Source organism: Chitinophaga sp. ARDCPP14 (assembly GCF_051362515.1).
In the GTDB taxonomy this organism is placed as follows: domain Bacteria; phylum Bacteroidota; class Bacteroidia; order Chitinophagales; family Chitinophagaceae; genus Chitinophaga.
This window is the reverse complement of the sequence record NZ_JBKIXB010000006.1, coordinates 270,994-290,836: the sequence shown is the minus strand read 5'-3', so window position 1 is coordinate 290,836 and position 19,843 is coordinate 270,994. Positions and strand designations below refer to the sequence as shown.

Here is a 19,843-nt window from a genome sequence, read left to right as displayed (position 1 = left end):
TGATATTTATTTTATTAAGACATAATAATTTCCAGGATCCCTTCATTTTCTATGATCATCATACCATGACGATCAGTAGTAATGCCGGATTCCAGCTGGTAAGTATACCTGGGAACAGTTCCTTCCATCACGGTTGGCAGGTAAGCAAACTGCAGGTTATCACATCGCTGTTTTAAGGTTTCCCCTACCTCAATAATATGAGTGGAGATAATAAAGAAAGAATTCCTGTATTGCGAAAAGGCTTCTGTTACCGCCAGGGTGGCATCGTACGCATCTTTTACATTGGTGCCTTTAAACAATTCGTCGAAGATGACTACCAGGTTCTTTTTCTGACTCACTTCTGCTGCCACATTTTTAACACGCATTACCTCCGCATAAAAATGACTGTACCCCAAACTCAAACTATCCGGTACGTTGATAGAGGTATACAATCCATCCCTTACCGCAAACCTCATAGCAGTGGCGGCAACCGGGAATCCCATATGCGCCAGGTACACCGCAATACCAAAGGATTTCATAAGGGTGGACTTGCCGGCCATATTAGCGCCGGTGAGGAACATCACGTTCCGGTGGCGGTGAAGGGACAAAGGATTAGGCACGCCATGGTCCAGCCCCGGATGCCGGAGCCCTTCTACCTGCATTAAATGATCCGCTGCCGGCAACGCCGTTGCATAGGAGAAATTCTTTTCCCTTGCCACCTGGCTTACCGCGATGTAAACGTCCAGCAGGTAAATATTTTCCAGGATGATGTCCATTTCCTTTCGCAGGGTGTTACGCAGCAGGAAATCGTACCGGGCCACTTTCATCAGCGGCAGCTGTGTTACGCCTTTTTCTGCTGCAAGCCACTTTAACCGGGGGCCGGAAAAAATACCCAGCAACATTTTTACCTGTTCATGAAAAGGATGCTGGTTATCATTCATACGGCCCAACAATTCTTTCAATGCGTTTAATGCGGCAATGCAGGCGAGCAGCCCGTTGTGCAGGATGTCAAACTGGTCGTCCCGCAACAACGACTGCCAGATCTTCTTTCTCACAGTAATAATAATCGCTGACACACTGTTGCCGGCGGTTTCCATGCCCAGGTAATTTTCCGCTGCCCGGAAGGAGCCGTTCTGAAAAGGGAACTCCAGCTGCTTTTCCTGGAAATACCGGAATGTATTGCTGCGGCGGTTGATTTCTTCCGGCGCGGTGAGCGGATGCTGGAACATGGATTCCAGTAACCGTTCCCCGCCCGCGGTGCGCACTTTATTAAAAATACTGTAAACGGAATGTGATTTATATTTACCCAGCAGGTTCAGGTCATCTAATGTTTGTTTATCAGCAATGAAGCTCATGTTATTGTCTTTTAATTCATGTTGAGATACCTGCCCGCAGCATATCGAGGATGCCCTCATTATTTATGATGATCATACCATGGCGGTCGTCTGTAATACCATTTTCCAGCTTATACGTATACACGGGTTTGTTCCCATCCATTCGTGTAGGCAGGTAAATAAAATGAACATTGTCGCAGGCTTGCTTTAATACCTCTCCCGCCTCAATGATATGAGTGGAAATCACGAACAGGCTGTTGCGTTTGGTAGCAAAGGCTTTGGTAATGGCAATAGTGGCTTCGTAAGCGTCTTTTACGTTGGTGCCACGGAACATTTCATCAAAAACGATCAGCAGGTTTTTACCCTGACTAAGTTCATGCGCTATCTTTTTCACACGCAATACCTCCGCATAGAAATGACTGGCGCCCATTCCCAGATTATCCGGAAGGTTTATAGTAGTATAGATGCCATCCAACACTGAAAATTCCATCCGGGTGGCCGGCACCGGGAAACCCATATGCGCCAGGAACAGCGCAATACTCAATGATTTCATAAAAGTAGACTTGCCGGCCATGTTAGCGCCTGTCAGGAAAATAACATTGCCTTCCGGTGTTATCCCTATGGTATTGGCAACGGCATTGGGCACCTGCGGATGATATACGCCTTCCAGCGTCACCGTTAACCGGCTTGGAGGCAGGGCTGCCGGGAACACAAATCCCCTTTCCTTTGCCACCTTTGCTATCGCTATATACACATCGAGATAATAGATATGCCGCAGCAGTTTCAAAATAATGTCCCGGTGGCGGAAACGGAAAATACCGTCAAAAGCAGCCATTGTAGCAGCAGGCAGCTTGTCTTTCCCTTCGTGCAGGATCACCGGGTTCAGTGCAGGATCAGTCAGCAGCGCATCTATAGCGGCTTTCTCCGTGTTATAATAAGGCATTCCGGCTACTGCCGGTGAATAAATAAAATCGTTCAGTCCTTTTATCAGCCGGGTAAGCGCGACCACTCCTTTCCGGATCTGAACAGCGTCGGCATCCGGTGCAATAAAACTGCTGAGTTTTTTGGTAACCGCATGATCTTCCGTAGTGAGCCTGGTCCGTTCATCCGTATTACCGAGATAAGGTTCCGCCGCATCAAAGAGGGTGTTCTCAAACGGGAACATGGTTTCTTTTGCCGCGAAATGCTGGATGATACCACTGCGACGGTTAATCAATTTCTCATCTGACAGCGGGTACTGGAACATCTCATCCAGTACCGCCGCACCACCCCTGGTGATGCAGCGGTTAAAGATATTGAAGATGGAATCTCCGCCATGTTTGCCAAAGATGTTAAGATCTTCCAGTGTTTGTTTATCTGTAGTAAATAACATAAAATTTTATTTCCGCTTACGTCTGATCAGCAATATAGCGCCAAAGGCAATCAGTATTCCAGGCATCACCCAGAGGTATACTATCTTCAGCAGGTCCACATCATCCAGCGATACTTTTACCCGGTTATCTTCCGACTCCGGGCGGTGCGTATCAATCGGGAACTCTTTGTAATCCAGCCAGCTGAATAATGCAGTGATGAAAGGAAAGTTAGCGGTTTCCACATCGAACCTGTTCAGGTTGGTATTATTCATGAAATCGGCATCGCTGGATACAATGATGCGTTGTTCTTTTCCATTCACTTTACGGGTCATGCTGATCATCACCGGCAATGCTTTCTTCTCGTCTCCGGCGGCCGCATCATATACAATCTGTGCGGAATCCAGCACCAGTGCAGTTTTTCTTAACCAGCTCTTTTTAGCGTCGGTAACCAGTAATGGTTCAACAGTGAAGGAACTACCGCTGTAAGTAAGACCGGTAACACCGGGCATCGCCACTTTCAGGCTGTCTTTCACCGTTTTGGCTACATTGGCGGATAGCGATACCGCCAGCGGCGTTAACTCCGGCAATACAATATCCGGTGTAAGATCCTTGCTGGGCTGGGCTATCACGCCTTCCATCATTTGCACGCCCAGTTTTTGCAAAACAGGGTTCAGCACCGTTTGTTTGCCTGGCTCGCCGGCAATGAGCAGGTTGCCGCCTTTGTCGATATACTGTTCCAGTTTAGCCAGTGAAGCCGGACTAAGGGTTGTTTTCGGATCTGCCAGTACCAAGGCGGTGATGCCTTCCGGGATCTCGCGTGAAGCCAGTGAAATAGTATCTGAATCGAAGCCCTGGTTAATGAATGAATACCGGAACGTTTTGGTATTCGTGATGGTCATATATTCCCGGGCGCCTACTTTATAAATATCCCTTTCCAGGTCGCCGGTTACAAACAGGATTTTGGGGAGTTTAGCCTGCAGTAAACGCTTGAAAGCGGCAGAAACTTCGGTTTCACTCGGCCATACCTGCTGATCGTCAAATACCCGCAGAAAAGTAGAACGGCCTTTGTACTTTAACTGCATCACATACCGGTTTAATTCCGGTTCCAGGTCAATTATTTTTTTGATCTCTTCGGGTGTTTTAAATTGCGATACCTTCATGCCCAGCCCGCGTATGGACTGTTCGGCGGCCTCTTTAACGGTTTTATTAGGATACATCTTAGAAAACGGAAACTGCGGATTATCCAGCGGTTCTGCATAGTACTGCACAAAACGGAAACTGATATCCGGCTTGAAACGGGTATACAGGTCCCAGTTGTCCAACAACCTGTTGCGCTCCTGGGGTATGCCCAGCCACACATACCTGCTCAATGCATTGTTATAAGTGATCACTTCCAGCGGTTCATCTCCCAACTCTTTAATAATCCGCTGGGCATTGGGGGTAAGCGTTTGTTGCTGGTGAACCGTAGTATCCGTATATAAAGTAAAAACAGGGCGGGAACTAACATATCCTATTGCCAGACCTATTACCACTACTGCCACATATCTCATTGCTTTCACCATAAATGGTTTGGATTCCATGCCTGATTTCAGCCTGAAATAAGTGAACCCGATAAACATAAAGATGATAACGAGGAAATATACGACGTCTTTACTGCTGATTAAACCAAACAACATCTTCTGTGTACGTCCCTGGATAGACAGGAAATAGGTAAGATCCCGTACGAAATCGATTCCCTGCCACATGGTACCTATGTAGCTGAGGATGCCTATCATCACAAAAGTACATACCGCCGCCACCACCTGGTAGGTAGTTAAACTGGACATAAATAACCCGATAGCAGCATACGTGCAGAGTAACAGGAAAAGCCCCAGTACAGCAGATAACATGATACCGCTGTCCATTGATTTGATCTGCCACATACCGGCAACAATAAAAACGCTCATGGCCGCCACCATCAGTAAGCTGTAAATGAGCATCGCCAGGTACTTACCCAGCACGATATCCCGTACTTTGATCGGGGAAGAATACAGCAGCTTAATGGTGCCGCTGCTGGTTTCCCGGCTGATCAATCCCATGGTAAGCAATGGGACGTAGAGATACAGCTTCTGCATCACGTTAGTGAAAACGCTGTTGTCACCGGAAAAGATCCTGATGGTGAGGTTATCCATGTATCTTAACTGCTCACCGCCCATTTCCTGCATGCCAGCAAACCCTTGTAACTGGAGGAAATAGGCGATACCGCATTGAATAAAAAAGGCAACCAGTAAAAACCAGGCAATGGGAGAATAGAACAGTACCCGCAGTTCTGTTTTTGCAATTCTGAATATTGTCTTCATTAAATATTTTTATTGAGATGATTGACTGGATAATTGTTTGAAGATCTCATCGAGTGCTGTTTTATCAAGATTGATCTCCCGCAACCGCCATCCGTTCTGCACACTGGCAACGATCAGCTTCTCGGTGATGTCCTGGCTTCCATTGAAATACAGGCGTACTTGTCTTTCAGTAAGAAAATCCGCTTTTGTAACCCCGTCTATTTTCAGCAGTTCGGCGGCAGCCGGTGGATTTTCCAGGTGCATGATGACGCTGTGCGGTTCCACATAGTTATTAAATGCGTCCATACTGTCGGAGAATACAATCCTTCCGTTTTCAATCATCTTGATTTCTTTACAGAGCACTTGTATTTCAGAAAGAATGTGAGAAGAAAAGATGACCGCCCGGTCCTGTGCAATTTCTTTGATCAGGGCGCGTACTTCCGTGATCTGGTTGGGATCGAGGCCGTTGGTAGGTTCGTCCAGTACCACCAGGCGGGGGCGGTGAACGATGGCCTGTGCAATGCCCACACGTTGCCGGTAGCCGCCGGAAAGATTGCGGATCAACCGGCTGCTGAAGTGGTCGATGCCGCAACGTTCCTTGGCTTCTTTTATGGCTGGTTTCATTCTGTCTTTTGTCAACTGTCGTAGCCCTGCGCAATAACCCAGGTATTCATCTACCGTCAGATCCATGTACAGCGGCGGGTTCTGTGGTAAAAATCCGATCTCTCTTTTGGCGAGTTGCGGATCTTCCCGCATATTGATCCCGTTGATATATACATTCCCTTCTGTTTGGTTCAGGGCGCCGCAGAGGATGTTCATGGTGGTGGATTTACCCGCACCATTGGATCCCAGCAGCCCTACAATACCAGTTTTACTGATCTCTATATTGATATCACGGATCGCCCATGAGCTGCTATACTTATGAGACAGGTGCTCAAGCTTTACAATGCTGGTCATATCGTGTTGGTCTGTTTTAATTTAATTATGGATTGTCGGGCATACCCGGGTTGTTCTGTAAAAAGTAAGGCGGTATTTTCATCACCAGGCGGTCCGGCTGCCTCAGGGTAATCACCGTAGTGGTTCCGTTGGTGTTATACAAATTACGTGTGATAGCTTTTCCACTGAAAATGGGATCTACCGATAACCTGCGCATATCAAACCAGCGGTACCCTTCCTGTGCAAATTCACGGATTCGCTCATCGATAATATATTTTATCAGCGCTACCTGGTTGCCCGCAACAGCAGGTGGAACCTGCGCATCGGCAGCCGGCATCCGGTTTCTTCTCAATGTTTCCAGGTCTGTTATGGCGCCACCCAGGTCGTTTGTTCTGGCCCTGCACTCTGCCCGTAGCAGGTACAGCTCAGGTAATTGCAATCCGTAGCGCGACCAGGTAATACCATATTTGCGCAACCTGCCACCGGGATTAAGGTTACCATCCAGATCCCTATTGGTATACAGCAGCAGGCGCTGATCATGAGGCCCATACAAGGCTGCGACGGCCGGCATCAGTACCAGTCCGTCGGTACCAAACATATTCCCCCTGTTGGGACCATTGTAATAAACTTTAGAAAGAATTGCTTCCCGGGTATCATTGCGGTTAACGCCCGGACCTTGCGGGCCAAAGGTTGGATCGATGGGGAGGAATGCGCCACCCGGTGCAAACTCCACATTATAGTTATACAGCACCGGTGCGCCGTTGGCAGCAATTGCGGCAAACGCATTATCCAGTAATGGCAACGCATCCGCATAACGGCCCATAAACACGTACACTTTCCCCAACAGCCCGGCCACTGCGGGTTTCGACATGCGGGTAACAATGCGGGGGTGCACCGGCACATCCGCCAGCGCGTCGGTAAGGTCTTTAATAATAAAGTCGTAACTGCTTTGTACACTGCCACGATCGAACCGCTGCACAGTAATATCCGCTTTGTCAATAATAGGGAAGCCCGGATCTGTGGCAGCAGTAGCCGCGTTGTAAGGTTTTGCGTAGTAGTTGACAAACAGTAAATTCAGCCAGGCGCGGGTCGCTTTTGCCTCCCCAAGGAGTTGTTTCTTCTGCGTGTCTGACCCGCCGGATGATGCCATTACTTCTGTAATGATCTTGTTAAGCAGGTACATATTTTCCAGTCCCTCCCGTAACATGAAAGGGTACGGTATTTCATCGCCGGGTTTGTAGATACTGTCGGCCCATTGAAAAAGCCGCGGCATCCATACCGTGCCTCTATTCAGGAAAGCTGCTTCCGCACCTGTTTCATCTCCCATTGATACAGCTTCCTGCCCTCCCGAAGCCTCGTTCATATAAAAAACGGGATTGTTCATCAGCTTATCATAATCGTCGGTGGTAGTGGCTACCTGGTTACCCAGCGGCACTACTTCCAGGAAATCCTTTTTGCAGGCAACAAAGGAAAAGAGCAGCGTTATGTATAAGAAAGGATAAATTATTTTCTTTATCATGATCTGTTCATTTATGTTCACTTATAAAGTAAGATTTACGCCCAGGCTGTAACTGTGCCGGAAAGGAGGTATGGACCGGTATCCCTGCCGCATGTCGTGGTATTCCGGGTCAATACCAAGATCATTGGCTCTCCATACCATAAAATTGGTGGCTTGTCCGTATACGCTCAGTTGCTGTATTTTCAATGGTTTCAGCCATGCAGCGGGCAGTTCATAATTAAGCGTAAGGTCCCTGATCTTGAGATAGGAGGCGCTCACTACATTGATATCGGCCCTGTAATAATACATCATGTTGCGCCGGCTGTAATCTTCATTCGGGTTGGCCACATAGGCAGGCACATTGGTGGTGGCTTCGTCTCCGGGCTTTTTCCAGCGGTCCAGGAAGTAACTCGACAGGTTTCCGAAAGAAAATCCTGACGCATAAGATCCGGGCCGGTCGGAGCTGAAATTGTTTACATCGCGGCGCATCACGTTACCCATGTTATAGATCATATTCACCGAAAGGGAAATCCCTTTGTAACGGAAGGTGTTGGAAAGCCCCCCGTTGAAAACGGGATTGGTGGTGCCCATATATTTGATATCCTCATTCTTCGCCTGGTAATAAGGGTCTTTGGTAATGGTTTTATCGTTCAGTTTTATCTGCGGATCACCCATGTTATCCAATCCTCCCCATGTGTAGGCAAAAACAGGTCCGGCGGGGTAACCGATGTAATAAAACGATTGTATTTTATAATCACCGGTATTGGAATATGCGGATAACGCTTCAAAATCCTGCAGCTTGTTTTTATTATAGCTGAATATAAATGTAGTAGACCAATTCAAGCCATTTCCCTGGATATTCCGGGAGGTAAGATTCAGTTCAATTCCTTTATTGGAATACTTACCGAGGTTGCCTATACTGGTTTTATACCCGGCGAACGGATTCAGGTAAACATTGCCCAGCATATCGGTGGTGGTTTTGCTGTACAGGTCGATGCCTCCGCTGATCCTTCCTTTCAGCAGTGAATAGTCGATGCCGATATTGATGGTGGCGGTATGTTCCCATGCCAGTTTGGTATTAGCGGTAGATGCGATGCCTAAGGCATCACCGGCTATTCCGCCGCTATTTGCCTGCGAAATGGCATTCAGAATATCATTCCTTGACGCCGACCCGACGTAGGGCGAGTTACCTGTGATACCATAGGTAGTTCTGATGCTAAGATTATCCACCCAGGTGATGGGCTGAAAGAAATTCTCTTTCGCCAGTTGCCATTTAGCGCCAAAACTCCATATCGGCTTATTTTGCGAAGAAACATCGCTGCCAAAAAGATTACTGTGGTCCTGCCGCCAGCTTCCGTCTACACTATATTTATCATTGAAGGTATAACTGGCCAGTGCGAATTTTGACGTAAAGCGCGAAAGCGTTTGGTTAATGGAGTATGGCCGCTGCAGGTAGCCGTAGCCGCTGACCGTACCTGTTACACCCTGGGCCAGTGTTGCATAATCCACGAGGCCGTAGGTGCCGAGTTTTTCGTCATATCCCAAAAAAGTACTGGTAGTTGAAAAATTGAATTGTTCCTGTGCTTCCTGCCCTACCTGTACCATCAGGTGGTCCCGGCCTTCGCGTGGTGCTGCTGTATATACCAGCTGATTCCGGACGGTCCAGTTACGCTGATCATTGTGGCCGTTACCGAAGGTTCCCCCGGTGATGGGTACCAGGTATTGAGGAGTGGAGTTAACAGTGGGTGCTACGGTAAAACCCAGGAGCTCCCGCCGCTGCATAAATGCCCTGTTATCCAAAAAGTAATTGTTGACACCCGGGGATTTCACATAACCATAGGTACCATCAAAACTTAAACCTTTCCAGATCCTGATATTTGCATTAGCCGTGAGGTTAATGAAAATAGTATTCCTTTCACTATGCGCATAATCCACTTCATCGAGTGGTATATAATCCATATTGATCCTGCTGCGCGCCTGATAATCGAGCCGCAGGGAATCTGACCATCCCGACAAAAAAGGCATAGCCACATTTTTCCCGGAGGCATCTTTGGGTAACAGGTAGGGCACCACATTAGGACCAGATGCTATTGAATTTTTTGAGCTTTGTACGTTATTAATGAGAGAAGCGTTTACAGAAATCTTAATATTCCTGTTTGGCTGCAGATTCTGCGTGAGATTTATTTTGTAACTATTGTCTTTATTTCCCGGCATATTATCCTGCGACATCGTATAGGCCAATGATCCATAAAATGAATACACATTATTTCCGCCGCTCACAGAAACAGTATGATTAGTAGTAAACGCCGGGCGAACCAGCACATCCAGGATCTGTTGCCGGTTGTTGATGGAGGCCAGGCTGTCCATTCCTTTGTTGTACTGCGCGTCAGAGATCAGCCCGCGGTAATGATCATACAGGAGCTGGTCGTGCGGCGGAATGGTTTGATCATACAGGGTATTCCAGGGAAACTGCTCCGGGTTGAACAATTCTTTTGAGGTGGCAATGAACTGCTGACTGTTCATCACCGGGATATAGTTATAATCGGGCTTACCCTGGAAGTTGATAAAGCCGCTGTAATTAACCGTGAGCCGTTGATTATTTTTGCCTGACTTGGTGGTGAGCACTATAACGCCATTGGCTGCTCTTGCCCCATAAATGGCGGCGGCAGCGGCGTCTTTCAATACCGTGATATTTTCAATATCATCGGGGTTCAACGTACTGAAATCATTTACGATCATGCCGTTGATCACGTACAGCGGGTCCGAATTCAGCTGGATGCTGCCTTTTCCCCGGATCACACTTCTCCTGGTTTTTACGCCGTTTCCATTACCGTTTTGCGTTTCCACATCGTAATCGCTGCCCACTGCGAGGGTTAATCCCGGGACCAGACCGTCGAGCTTTTGCATGATATCCATGGAGCCGGTGCGTTTGGCGACAATCTCCATATCCGGTTTACCAAAAGAGCCGGTGGCTCTTTCTTTATCGAGTTTCTGATAGCCGGTATTAACAATCACCTTTACATCGGAAAGCTGATACACTTTACTTTTTACGACAATGGTACGTTGTTGTTCATCTATGTTCAGCTCCCCGTTCCAGGGTTCTATATTTACACTGGTAATCTGTGCCTTTACCACCGGAAGTTCCACTTCAGATAAAATGAAGACGCCTTTTTCATCTGTAAAGGACATCTGCAGACGGTCGGCGGCTACATCAGCGCGGATGGTGGCGCCGACAACAGGTCTTTTGCGTTCATCTATTACACGTCCGCTGAAAATCCTGCCCGGGTTGGAAGGCACCGACTCCACCATCACCGGTTGCGCCATTGCAGCAGGTTGTTCGGGTGTAATCACAATCACCTTATTTTTTATTTCCCAGGTGAGATGTTGTTCTGAAAGACATTGATCCAATACATCCTCCAGGGAGGCATTTTTTACTTTCAGGTTTACAGATTTGGATTTCTTCAGTGTTTCTTTGCTGACGAGAAAAGAATATCCTGTTTGTTTTTCTACTTCCCTGAAGATCTTCTCCAGGGATAAATTCCGTCCTGTAATCGTAATCTTTTGTGCGTAGGTATTTGCGCTAAGAAGCAATGCTGCTGTAAAAACAAAGAAACACACCTTTATAAATCTGGTCAGTTTAGGTGGCATACAATCAGGCACGGGACTGCCATGTACAATTGAGCTCATATCTTTGTACCGGTTTGGATGTTAAAGTAATGCTGAAAAGCGATGTTGGTTTTACGTCTAATTCTTGCTGCTATCCGGAAAATGTTCTCCCATATCCGGATTTCTTTTTGGTTGATGTATTTCTATTTATTTATTTTCATTCACAATGACTGGTTGGTTTAAATTTACCTCGGACCGGGAATAACAATGATCTGCTTCCCTTTTATTTCAAAATGTACTTTGCGTGTCAGTTCCAGCACATCCAGGATCTGCCGGGCATTCTCACTTTTTGGAATGGCGCCGTAAAATTCTTCTTCCGGCAATTGCCCCTGGTATACTACCTCCACATCATACCACCTGGCTACCTGCCGCATAATGGTGGCGATGTCTGTATTATAGAACCGGAACTTCCCCTCCTTCCAGGCCAGCACTTCTTCCAGGTCTGGTGTAGTAATGGTAATACCGGGAGTGTTGTTTGCTACGGCGGCCTGTTGACCGGGTTTTAGTATCTTTTGTGTTCCCTGCTGGATCACTTTGATGGCGCCGTTTATCAACGTAGTTTTTATGGCTGCTTCATCAGGATAGGCCATCAGGTTAAATGCTGTTCCCAATACTTCAATGCGTTGCCCTTTGGAAACAACGATAAAAGGTTTCGTGGCGTTCTTTGCCACACTGATGTATGCTTCTCCCGAAATTTCCACGCTCCTTTCTTTATCACCAAAACGGTTGGGATACCTGATATAAGAAGCACTGTTTAGCCACACCTCTGTACCATCAGACAGCTCCAGCTGATATTGCCCGCCGCGCGGTATGGTAAGCACGTGCATGGTAACAGCTCCGGCAGGATCAGCTGCATAAGCGAGTTTGCCGTTGCTTTGTTTAACCACCCCGTTTTCACCGGCAATTTGCCCGTTTCCAATACTATCCAGTGTGATCACCTTACCATTGCCCAGCGTAAGTATGGCTTTATTGCCACCCGGCGCCAGTGGTGTTTGTACGGCCAATGGCCTGCTTTCATGCGAACGGTAATAAGTATAGCCACCTATGGCCACCAATACTGCTATAGAGGCCGCAGCTGCCATACGGAACCAGGCCATCCGGTATACCGGCGTTACAGCCGGTGTTGCCCCGGTGGAGGCCATGATAGTCTGCCATACCACTTCTTCCCGCTCTGGCGGAAGATCTGTCAGCGGTTTGGGTTCCCGCAAACCACGGCGCAGTACTTCCCGCAGGATATCTTCATGACCAGGTTCCTGCAGATACTGCAGGAATGCAGCCTGTTCCTCTGCAGTAGCGGCGCCCTGTATACAACGGTGATATAAAGCAGCTATATTATCTGGTAGTTCCATCATTCATTTTCTTAGGTGTATGTTTTTAATGGGAAAGCTTTGCCAGGCAAAACCGCCGTATCGATCGCATCGCCTGGTCCAGGTTCCATTTCACCGTTTCCGGTGACACCAGGAGCTGATCGGCCACTTCATTTCTTTTTAGGCCTTCCTCTTTTATCAGCTTATACGTTTGTTGCTGTTTATCCGGCAGTCGTGCTACAGCCTCGTCCAGCAAGGTATCCAGCTCCTTTTCGATGTAGAGGTCCAGCGGATCTTTTTTATCCGTTTCCGGTGGTGACTGCGGGTTGCTGACGGTTCTGCGCAACTCACGGATCACTTTAAAACCCGCATGTTCCGTTACCCGGTAAATCCAGCCGCCGAAATGTGTGATTACCGGCAACCGTTCCCGGTGCAACCACACCTTCATAAAAACTTCCTGCAACACATCTTCCGCCAGCTCCCGGCTTCCCGTAAGGTGATAAATGGTTGTATACAGTTGCTTCCTGTAATGCGCAAATACCGTGGCAAAGGCAGCGGTATCTCCGTTGGCAATTCTCCCGAGTAACCCTGCTTCATCAGGCAGATAAACAGTATGATTTTTACGGCCTTTCCTGTGAATCATATATATAAGAGCCACGGGAATAACAATTGGGGGGTAAGGACGAAAAAAATTATTGCAAACCATTCAGCAGCATGAAAGCCAGGGTAAGTCCCAGGTGCGCCATGCAATACTTACGGACGGACTGGTTGGCCTGATCGAGGTTCCATTTAACTGTTTCAGGCGACACCGACAATCGTTCTGCCACCTCTTTCCTTTTCAGTCCCTGCTGCTTAATGAGCCGGTAGGTGAGCTGTTGTTTTTCCGGTAACTGCGCAATGGCAGCCTCCAACAGCTGGTCGTACTCTTTTTCAATAAAAATATCAACGGGATCTTTCTCCGGCGGCGTTAACGGATCATTGGATAAAGCCTGCAGCCCACCGGCAATACGGCGGTTACTGCGGATCACTTTAAAGCCGGCATATTCGGCTACTTTGTACAGCCATCCGGCGAAATTAATAATACCCGGCAATCGCTCCCGGTGCATCCATACCTTGATAAATACTTCCTGTAATACATCTTCCGCCATCTCCCGACTGCCGGTTACCCGTAAAACAGTGGTATACAAATTTTCCTTGTGCGTTTTAAACAATATGGCAAACGCCATGCCGTCACCGTCAGCTACGCGATGGAGCAACTCCTGCTCTCCTGGCAGATCCTCATGAATTCCGAAACCCCTCATATAATGAATCAATGAAATCAGGATGAATTCCTTGATTAGTAAATTGGAAACTACTTTGGTTGCGGAAGTAAATTTATTAATAAAATCTGCCGAAAGGTTATTTTTTTATACCGGATCACTATATTGATAATATATTATATATTTGTCTGCTTTAAAAAATATCCTGACCTTATGAAACCGCATATACACTTTGCTTTTGCAGCTGCTTTATTGTTACTTTTTATTACCGGGAATAGTTTCGCACAGCAAACAGACACTGTTAAGCAGGCGCAATTCTTAGCATTGGTAAAGAAAGCTGCCATCACACTGAAAAATGAAAAGGCCGACGAAAAAAAGCTAAAGAAAGCAGCAGCCACCATGAAGGCAACGCAGGAAATTTACTATAAAAGAGTGGACAGCCTGCGGGAAGCGGACGATACGCCTCAGCCGGTATATGATGCGAACAGCGTTGACCTGGGCGCAGTGGTGATGAAAGACCTCATTGCAAAAGAAGATACCTCAAAGGAACATAAGAATTATCTCGATGCATTGCTAACGCACAACACCCTTACCATTATCCATATTTTCGGGAAAGAAGCCGGCCAGGAGACATGGCTCCTGCTGGCAAAGAAAATGACCTACGAAGGAAAGGATTATGAACAATACCTGCAGTCTTTTACCTATAGCGACAAAACCAGGGATGTATATACAAAGGTGATCAAAAATTCCCTGCTGGACCTGGCAACAAAGGAAGCTAAAAAGCGGTCGGATTATTAACGCCTTCTTATCAGGTGAATGTCCTACTTTTGACGGGACCATCATAAAACATATGACCCAAACTTTCAGACAGGGGGCCATCGGCGCATTGCTTGATGAATATGAAAGAGCCATTTCGGAATTGAAAGAAGTGATCAGGACCATTCCCGATCACGCACTTACTGTTATCACCGATCCGCATACGGCGGACGAAAACTGCCGGTCGGTTCAAACCATTTTATCTCATGTAGTCAGCTCCGGCTTTGGCTATGCCACCAGTATTCACAACCTGCGGGGCCCGCAGCTAACACGTCCTGCCAAAACATTTCATCTTACTGTAAACGCTTACCTGGAAGACCTCACCCAGGTATTTATCTTCACAGAAAAAATATTCGCAGCATTTAAAGATGATGAACTGGAACAAATGGACGATGCGTTAAAAATAAAAGCCGGCTGGGGACAGGTATACGATATAGAACAAATGGCCGAACACGCTATTGTGCATGTACTCCGGCACAGGCGCCAGATTGAGAGGATTAAACAACAACAGCTTCATGATATTTTAAGCCTGTAATTTCGTCATCCCCTGCCGGATCATCCGGACGAAATAAATACCAAGGGGAATTACCACAATGCCCTGCAGCACTCCCGTCACTTCAAAAAATATATCATCCGGCATTTCATACATAGCGGGCGGGAAAAGCATGGACATGCGTGCTGCTGATAATCCGCCAAAGTAAAGGATATTTTTAAGGAGATGATTATAAATCCCTTCATAGCTCCCAATCATTACAATAGCAGCAAGGAATATGATGGAACAGAATATCCAGGACCACACACTCTTAACGGTCATTCCTTTTTGTTTGATTACCCGGTCCAGGATAACGGTAATGATCAGTACGGGCACACTCAGCAGCAGCACATGCATCCGCCAGGGCGTGTGGTACCGGATGGCGCCGTATACGTGATGAACAGAAGTGAGGAGCATGAGTGCGTTACTATACAGACTTACATTCGTTTGCTCATTTTTCGGTAGCTTGTACATGATTCGTATTTTTATACAAGCAAAACTAGATTTGTAAAACGGCGCAGGCAAGTAGTTACAGGATGGTAACCATCAACTTTTTTTTTAAAAAGATATACGCATGTCAATTACACATACCGAATATGACGCAGGCATTTGCCCGGTCAGTAAAACAATAGAACTGATCAGCGGTAAGTGGAAGCCTGTCATCCTCTATTTAATAGAGCATGATATCAATCGTTTTGGCTTGCTGCATGAAAAAATGCCGAAGATCAGCCGGAAGATACTCACCGAACATTTGAGGGACCTGGAAAATAATGGGCTGATAAGCCGCGAGGTAAAGGTCAGCAAACATCCGCAGGTAGTTATTTACAGGCTAACAGAAAGCGGTGCATCATTGCGGCAGCTGATCGACCAGATCTTTAACTGGGGCAGCCGGCACCTGCTTCAAAATACAATTCCTACAACAAACACATTAGCATTGACGGATTTTTCGCCGAACACAACACTGTGATCCTCTTCCGATATTCTGTCGGGATACCGGTATTTATAGCCGCGGTAAATATAAGAAGCGAACACGCCTATCTTATTGAAATGCCAGGCAACACCAGCACCTGCTCCATAAAAATACTTCCCGGATTCATTGAAAGTAACAGACTCCTGCCCTGTTCCTGAGGGCACTTCCGCAGTACGGGTTACATTATAGCCATTCCTGCCGAACTGCCCGGTGATATACGGATCTATATGCCCGAAGCGGTGTTTGATTTTCACATCTGCAAATACCGGGATCAAGGAATGATCATTGTAAGAAGTGAGCTCCACACCCGGCCCCACACTAATAACATGATTCAGCAACTCCACGTTGGCCGTCACGCCACCGCCGCCATTACCGTCGTGGATCATTCCATAAGCGTAACCATACAGCAATTTCTCCCGCTGGGCGAAAGTAAAAAGCGGTAAACCCAACAGAAAAAGCAAGATATTTTTCATGATCATATGATGTTTCTCTTTTCTTCTAACAACCAGCCGGGGGATATTGTTGCCTGCGCTTACTTTTGCGCCACAATGATGAACCTGTCTTTCCGCACATCCAGGAAAGTATGCAGGGCAAAATAATCCGACAGCCGGGCCGACAGCCGCTCAAAATCAAAGCTGTCGTATTCCTCAAATAAGTAAGGCATAGAGCGGATATAAAACAGCAATGCTTCCGCATCATAAAAACGCATAAAGCCATAATCATCCTGCTGGTGAAGGATGCTGAAAGCGGTTGGTGCAAACTGCTGCAGCGCATAATCGATGTTCCAGTGCAAAAATTCTTCATTAGGTTTCACTCCCAGCACCTCTGCGATGGAAAGATCACTTCTCCCATCCACCTGCTGGGTGATGAAATGCCCGCCGGGCTTCAGGATACGATATACTTCTTTCAGATCATAACTCTCATGCCGGTCTATTACCATGTCAAAATAATTATCTTCAAAAGGCAGGTTATCATCTGTATACTCATGAACAAGCGTTCCGCCAAACGAATGCAGCCGTTTTTGGGCGAGTACCACATTGGGAATGTATCCTTCGGTAGCGTATATACGAAGTTGTTCTTTACCGGGTAGCAGGCTTAAAAACTCTCCGCCGCCGGTTCCCAGGTCGAGAAGGGTACAGCCCGGCTTCAGGTGGCGGCACACCATTACAAAATAGTTCCAGGGCAAAGGGCTTTCCATCATTCTGCCTGTGTTGGTTAAATAGCTGAAGTCCCAGCCGCTCGCTTTTTCTTCCTGCATATAGCATGGTTTTTATCTCCGTATTTAAAGTTACACAACTACGAGGTACGCTAAAAAAAATACTTGTTCAATTTCCGGTTGTTACCCAAGTTCAGCTGGCGTACTTTTGAAAAAAAGATATACATGCTGACGGACGAAATCATGTACCAGGCGATACTTGATAAAAATGTGGCTTATGAAGGCAGCTTCATAACAGGGGTTAAAACCACCGGGATATTCTGCCGTCCTACCTGTACGGCCAGGAAACCCAAAAGGGAAAATGTAGAATTCTTTAAAACCACGAAAGACGCTATTACAAAGGGATACCGGCCCTGTAAGGTGTGCAGTCCGCTGGAAAAACTGGATGAAACACCTCCGGCTATCAGGGCGATCCTGCAGGAGCTGAATGAAAACCCCTCCCGGAAATTCAAAGACGCAGACCTGGCTGTAAAAGGTATAGCACCCAGCGCCATCAGGCGGTGGTTCCTGAAACATCATGGCATTACCTTCCAGGCTTACCAGCGCATGTTCCGCATTAATGCTGCTTTCAAAAAAATTCAGCATGGCGAACCCGTAACGGCAGCAGCATTTGACGCCGGATACGAGTCCCTGAGCGGCTTTGCCGATTCATTCAGATCAGTATTCGGGGTATCGCCATCCAATAGCAAACAAAAGCAGGTAATGAATATCACACGCCTGGAAACGCCGCTGGGAACTATGTTTGCAGGCGCAGTGGAAGCAGGTATTTGCTTACTGGAATTCACTGACCGGAAGATGCTGGAAACGGAATTAAAACAACTTTCACAAAAACTCAACGCCAATATCATCCAGGGCGCCAACCCACATTTTGATGTATTAGAACAGCAGCTGGAAGCGTATTTTTCCGGAAGAAGAAAAACATTCACGGTGCCTTTGTTTATGCCAGGCACAGACTTTCAGCAATCGGTGTGGCGCCTGCTTCAAACCATTCCGTATGGCAGCACCAGGTCTTACAAGCAACAGGCCATCGCCCTGCAAAAGCCGGAAGCCATCCGTGCCATCGCAAATGCCAATGGCATGAACCGCATCTCCATCCTCATTCCCTGCCACCGCGTAATTGGAGAAGACGGCAGTTTAACCGGCTACGGTGGCGGCATCTGGCGGAAACAATGGTTACTCGACCTGGAACAGGGTAACCGGTAAACATTCACACAAACAAGGTTATGAACCCAAAACAACACAGGCATTCCAAATGGATTGCCCTGGCCGTTATTTTAACGGCCCCGCTGCTCTATGTCATTGATATCTTCATTATCAACATGGCGATTCCCGGTATTCAGAAAGGCGTACAAGCCACCGATGGGGAAGTACAGCTAGTGATAGCCGGGTACCTGCTGGGCAGCGCTTCTTTCCTGATTACCGGTGGCAGGGCCGGCGATTATCTTGGCAGAAAAAAGATCTTCTTCCTGGGCATGCTGCTCTTTACCCTCACCTCATGCGGATGTGGGTTAGCGCAAACCCCGCTGGAGTTAAACATCATGCGCTTTCTGCAAGGGGTGAGCTCTTCCCTGATGGTGCCGCAATCCATCGCGTTCATACAGGTGTTGTTTACCGACCCGCAGGAAAGGGCAAAGGCCATTGGGTGGTATGGTATCACGCTAAGCATTGCTGCTATCATTGGCCAGATCCTGGGCGGTTATCTGGTAGATACCCATTTTCTCATCGCCGGCTGGCGGCTTATCTTTTTCATCAACCTCCCCGTTGGGATCGTATCCCTGTGGGCTATCCGGAAATATCTCGATGAAACACCGAGGGACACGGGGCAGCAGTTTGATTACTCCGGCGCCGCTATCCTCACAGCAGGACTGGTTTGCCTCATCTATCCACTCACAAAAGGAAGGGAAATGGGATGGCCGCTGTGGGCAATCGGGTTGATGCTGCTGGCGGTTTTCATATTTGCCTTTTTTATCCGCGACCAGCAAACAAAAACACTTTTACAGAAAGGCAGTTTAATTGATACGGCACTCTTTAAGATCAGGGAGTTTAATATTGGCTTGTTGGCGGTACTGTTTCACTTTATGATGCACACCGCTTTCCTGCTGATGAGCGCCGTATATCTACAGAACGGGCTCGGCTATACGGCGTTGGACTGCGGCATGTTCTTTCTTCCGCATGCGGTGTTGTTTATGATCTCATCTGTGCTCGCTTCCAAGCTGATAGTACGGTCCGGGAAAAAAGTATTGCAGGCAGGACTACTTATCATTCTTATTTCCTTCATACTGCAACTCCTGCTTTTCAGGCCACACGTCAGCACCATGAATGTAATACTGCTGATAGGATTATACGGCCTGGGCAACGGTCTGGTATTGCCTTTCCTGTTAAACATTGTTTTAAAAAGCGTCCCGGTAAAATTTGCAGGGGCAGCGGCAGGCGTTTTCTCTACTTTCCAGCAAACTGCTTCTGCACTGGGCATCAGCATCGTGGGCGGTGTATTTTATTACGTGATCAACAGCAGTCCGCATTTTCCGGATTATAGCAAAGCGCTCGACTGGGGTATACTCACGGGGATCTGCTGCCTGGCAATAGTAGGATGGATGCTTTGGCTACTGCCTGAAAATATGGACATGCATACAGCAGACATTCCTGCCGAAGGCATATAA

General features: G+C 47.3%; 17 protein-coding genes. 5 read left to right on the top strand and 12 right to left on the bottom strand.

Translation table 11 applies throughout. The annotated features are described in order from the left end of the window. Window positions 1–14 precede the first annotated feature (14 nt). The 9 genes from ACLHR0_RS18550 to ACLHR0_RS18510 all read right to left on the bottom strand — a co-directional run bounded on the left by ACLHR0_RS18550 (window position 15) and on the right by ACLHR0_RS18510 (window position 13,691). Window positions 15–1,334: a MutS-related protein gene (locus ACLHR0_RS18550; protein WP_436488560.1), complete on the bottom strand. Its 1,320-nt coding sequence runs from the start codon at window positions 1,332–1,334 to the stop codon at window positions 15–17. Window positions 1,335–1,350: 16 nt separating this feature from the next. Beyond that, window positions 1,351–2,685 carry a MutS-related protein gene (locus tag ACLHR0_RS18545; RefSeq protein ID WP_436488558.1) on the bottom strand — a complete coding sequence of 445 codons (1,335 nt, stop codon included), beginning with the start codon at window positions 2,683–2,685 and terminating at the stop codon, window positions 1,351–1,353. A 6-nt stretch (window positions 2,686–2,691) separates the two neighbouring features. Further along, on the bottom strand, window positions 2,692–5,004 hold the full coding sequence (locus ACLHR0_RS18540; RefSeq protein WP_436488556.1) for a Gldg family protein: 2,313 nt from the start codon (window positions 5,002–5,004) through the stop codon (window positions 2,692–2,694). Between the two features lie 9 nt (window positions 5,005–5,013). Further along, window positions 5,014–5,940 (bottom strand): ABC transporter ATP-binding protein, encoded by a 927-nt coding sequence (locus ACLHR0_RS18535; RefSeq protein ID WP_436488554.1) that lies wholly within the window; start codon window positions 5,938–5,940, stop codon window positions 5,014–5,016. 25 nt (window positions 5,941–5,965) lie between these two features. After that, on the bottom strand, window positions 5,966–7,438 hold the full coding sequence (locus ACLHR0_RS18530; protein ID WP_436488552.1) for a RagB/SusD family nutrient uptake outer membrane protein: 1,473 nt from the start codon (window positions 7,436–7,438) through the stop codon (window positions 5,966–5,968). Window positions 7,439–7,459: 21 nt separating this feature from the next. After that, window positions 7,460–11,104, bottom strand: coding sequence for a SusC/RagA family TonB-linked outer membrane protein (locus ACLHR0_RS18525; protein WP_436488550.1), 3,645 nt, complete (start codon window positions 11,102–11,104; stop codon window positions 7,460–7,462). A gap of 164 nt (window positions 11,105–11,268) precedes the next feature. Further along, entirely contained in the window at window positions 11,269–12,435 is a 1,167-nt protein-coding gene (locus ACLHR0_RS18520) for a FecR domain-containing protein (RefSeq protein WP_436488548.1), read from the bottom strand. 22 nt (window positions 12,436–12,457) lie between these two features. Then, window positions 12,458–13,033, bottom strand: coding sequence for an RNA polymerase sigma factor (locus ACLHR0_RS18515; protein ID WP_370911694.1), 576 nt, complete (start codon window positions 13,031–13,033; stop codon window positions 12,458–12,460). Window positions 13,034–13,082: 49 nt separating this feature from the next. Continuing rightward, complete coding sequence (locus ACLHR0_RS18510) at window positions 13,083–13,691, bottom strand: RNA polymerase sigma factor (protein WP_436488546.1); 609 nt, start codon at window positions 13,689–13,691, stop codon at window positions 13,083–13,085. 171 nt (window positions 13,692–13,862) lie between these two features. Here ACLHR0_RS18510 and ACLHR0_RS18505 point away from each other — a divergent pair, with 171 nt between their 5' ends. Beyond that, a complete protein-coding gene (locus ACLHR0_RS18505; RefSeq protein ID WP_436488544.1) occupies window positions 13,863–14,447 on the top strand; it encodes a hypothetical protein in 585 nt (194 codons plus the stop codon). Window positions 14,448–14,499: 52 nt separating this feature from the next. Continuing rightward, on the top strand, window positions 14,500–15,000 hold the full coding sequence (locus tag ACLHR0_RS18500; protein WP_436488542.1) for a DinB family protein: 501 nt from the start codon (window positions 14,500–14,502) through the stop codon (window positions 14,998–15,000). Here ACLHR0_RS18500 and ACLHR0_RS18495 read toward each other — a convergent pair. After that, window positions 14,989–15,471 carry a hypothetical protein gene (locus tag ACLHR0_RS18495; RefSeq protein ID WP_436488540.1) on the bottom strand — a complete coding sequence of 161 codons (483 nt, stop codon included), beginning with the start codon at window positions 15,469–15,471 and terminating at the stop codon, window positions 14,989–14,991. The two genes, ACLHR0_RS18500 and ACLHR0_RS18495, sit on opposite strands and share 12 nt — an antisense overlap. A gap of 100 nt (window positions 15,472–15,571) precedes the next feature. Between ACLHR0_RS18495 and ACLHR0_RS18490 the strand changes: the two genes are divergently transcribed. After that, window positions 15,572–15,964 (top strand): winged helix-turn-helix transcriptional regulator, encoded by a 393-nt coding sequence (locus tag ACLHR0_RS18490; protein WP_429046338.1) that lies wholly within the window; start codon window positions 15,572–15,574, stop codon window positions 15,962–15,964. Here ACLHR0_RS18490 and ACLHR0_RS18485 read toward each other — a convergent pair. Both ACLHR0_RS18485 and ACLHR0_RS18480 read right to left on the bottom strand, forming a co-directional pair. Then, entirely contained in the window at window positions 15,898–16,440 is a 543-nt protein-coding gene (locus tag ACLHR0_RS18485) for a hypothetical protein (RefSeq protein ID WP_436488538.1), read from the bottom strand. The two genes, ACLHR0_RS18490 and ACLHR0_RS18485, sit on opposite strands and share 67 nt — an antisense overlap. 59 nt (window positions 16,441–16,499) lie before the next feature. Next, window positions 16,500–17,225, bottom strand: coding sequence for a class I SAM-dependent methyltransferase (locus tag ACLHR0_RS18480; protein WP_436488537.1), 726 nt, complete (start codon window positions 17,223–17,225; stop codon window positions 16,500–16,502). A gap of 123 nt (window positions 17,226–17,348) precedes the next feature. Between ACLHR0_RS18480 and ACLHR0_RS18475 the strand changes: the two genes are divergently transcribed. Both ACLHR0_RS18475 and ACLHR0_RS18470 read left to right on the top strand, forming a co-directional pair. After that, entirely contained in the window at window positions 17,349–18,386 is a 1,038-nt protein-coding gene (locus ACLHR0_RS18475) for a bifunctional transcriptional activator/DNA repair enzyme AdaA (protein WP_436488535.1), read from the top strand. Window positions 18,387–18,406: 20 nt separating this feature from the next. Next, the gene (locus ACLHR0_RS18470) at window positions 18,407–19,843 is read left to right on the top strand and encodes an MFS transporter (protein ID WP_436488534.1); all 1,437 of its coding nucleotides are present in this window, start codon (window positions 18,407–18,409) and stop codon (window positions 19,841–19,843) included.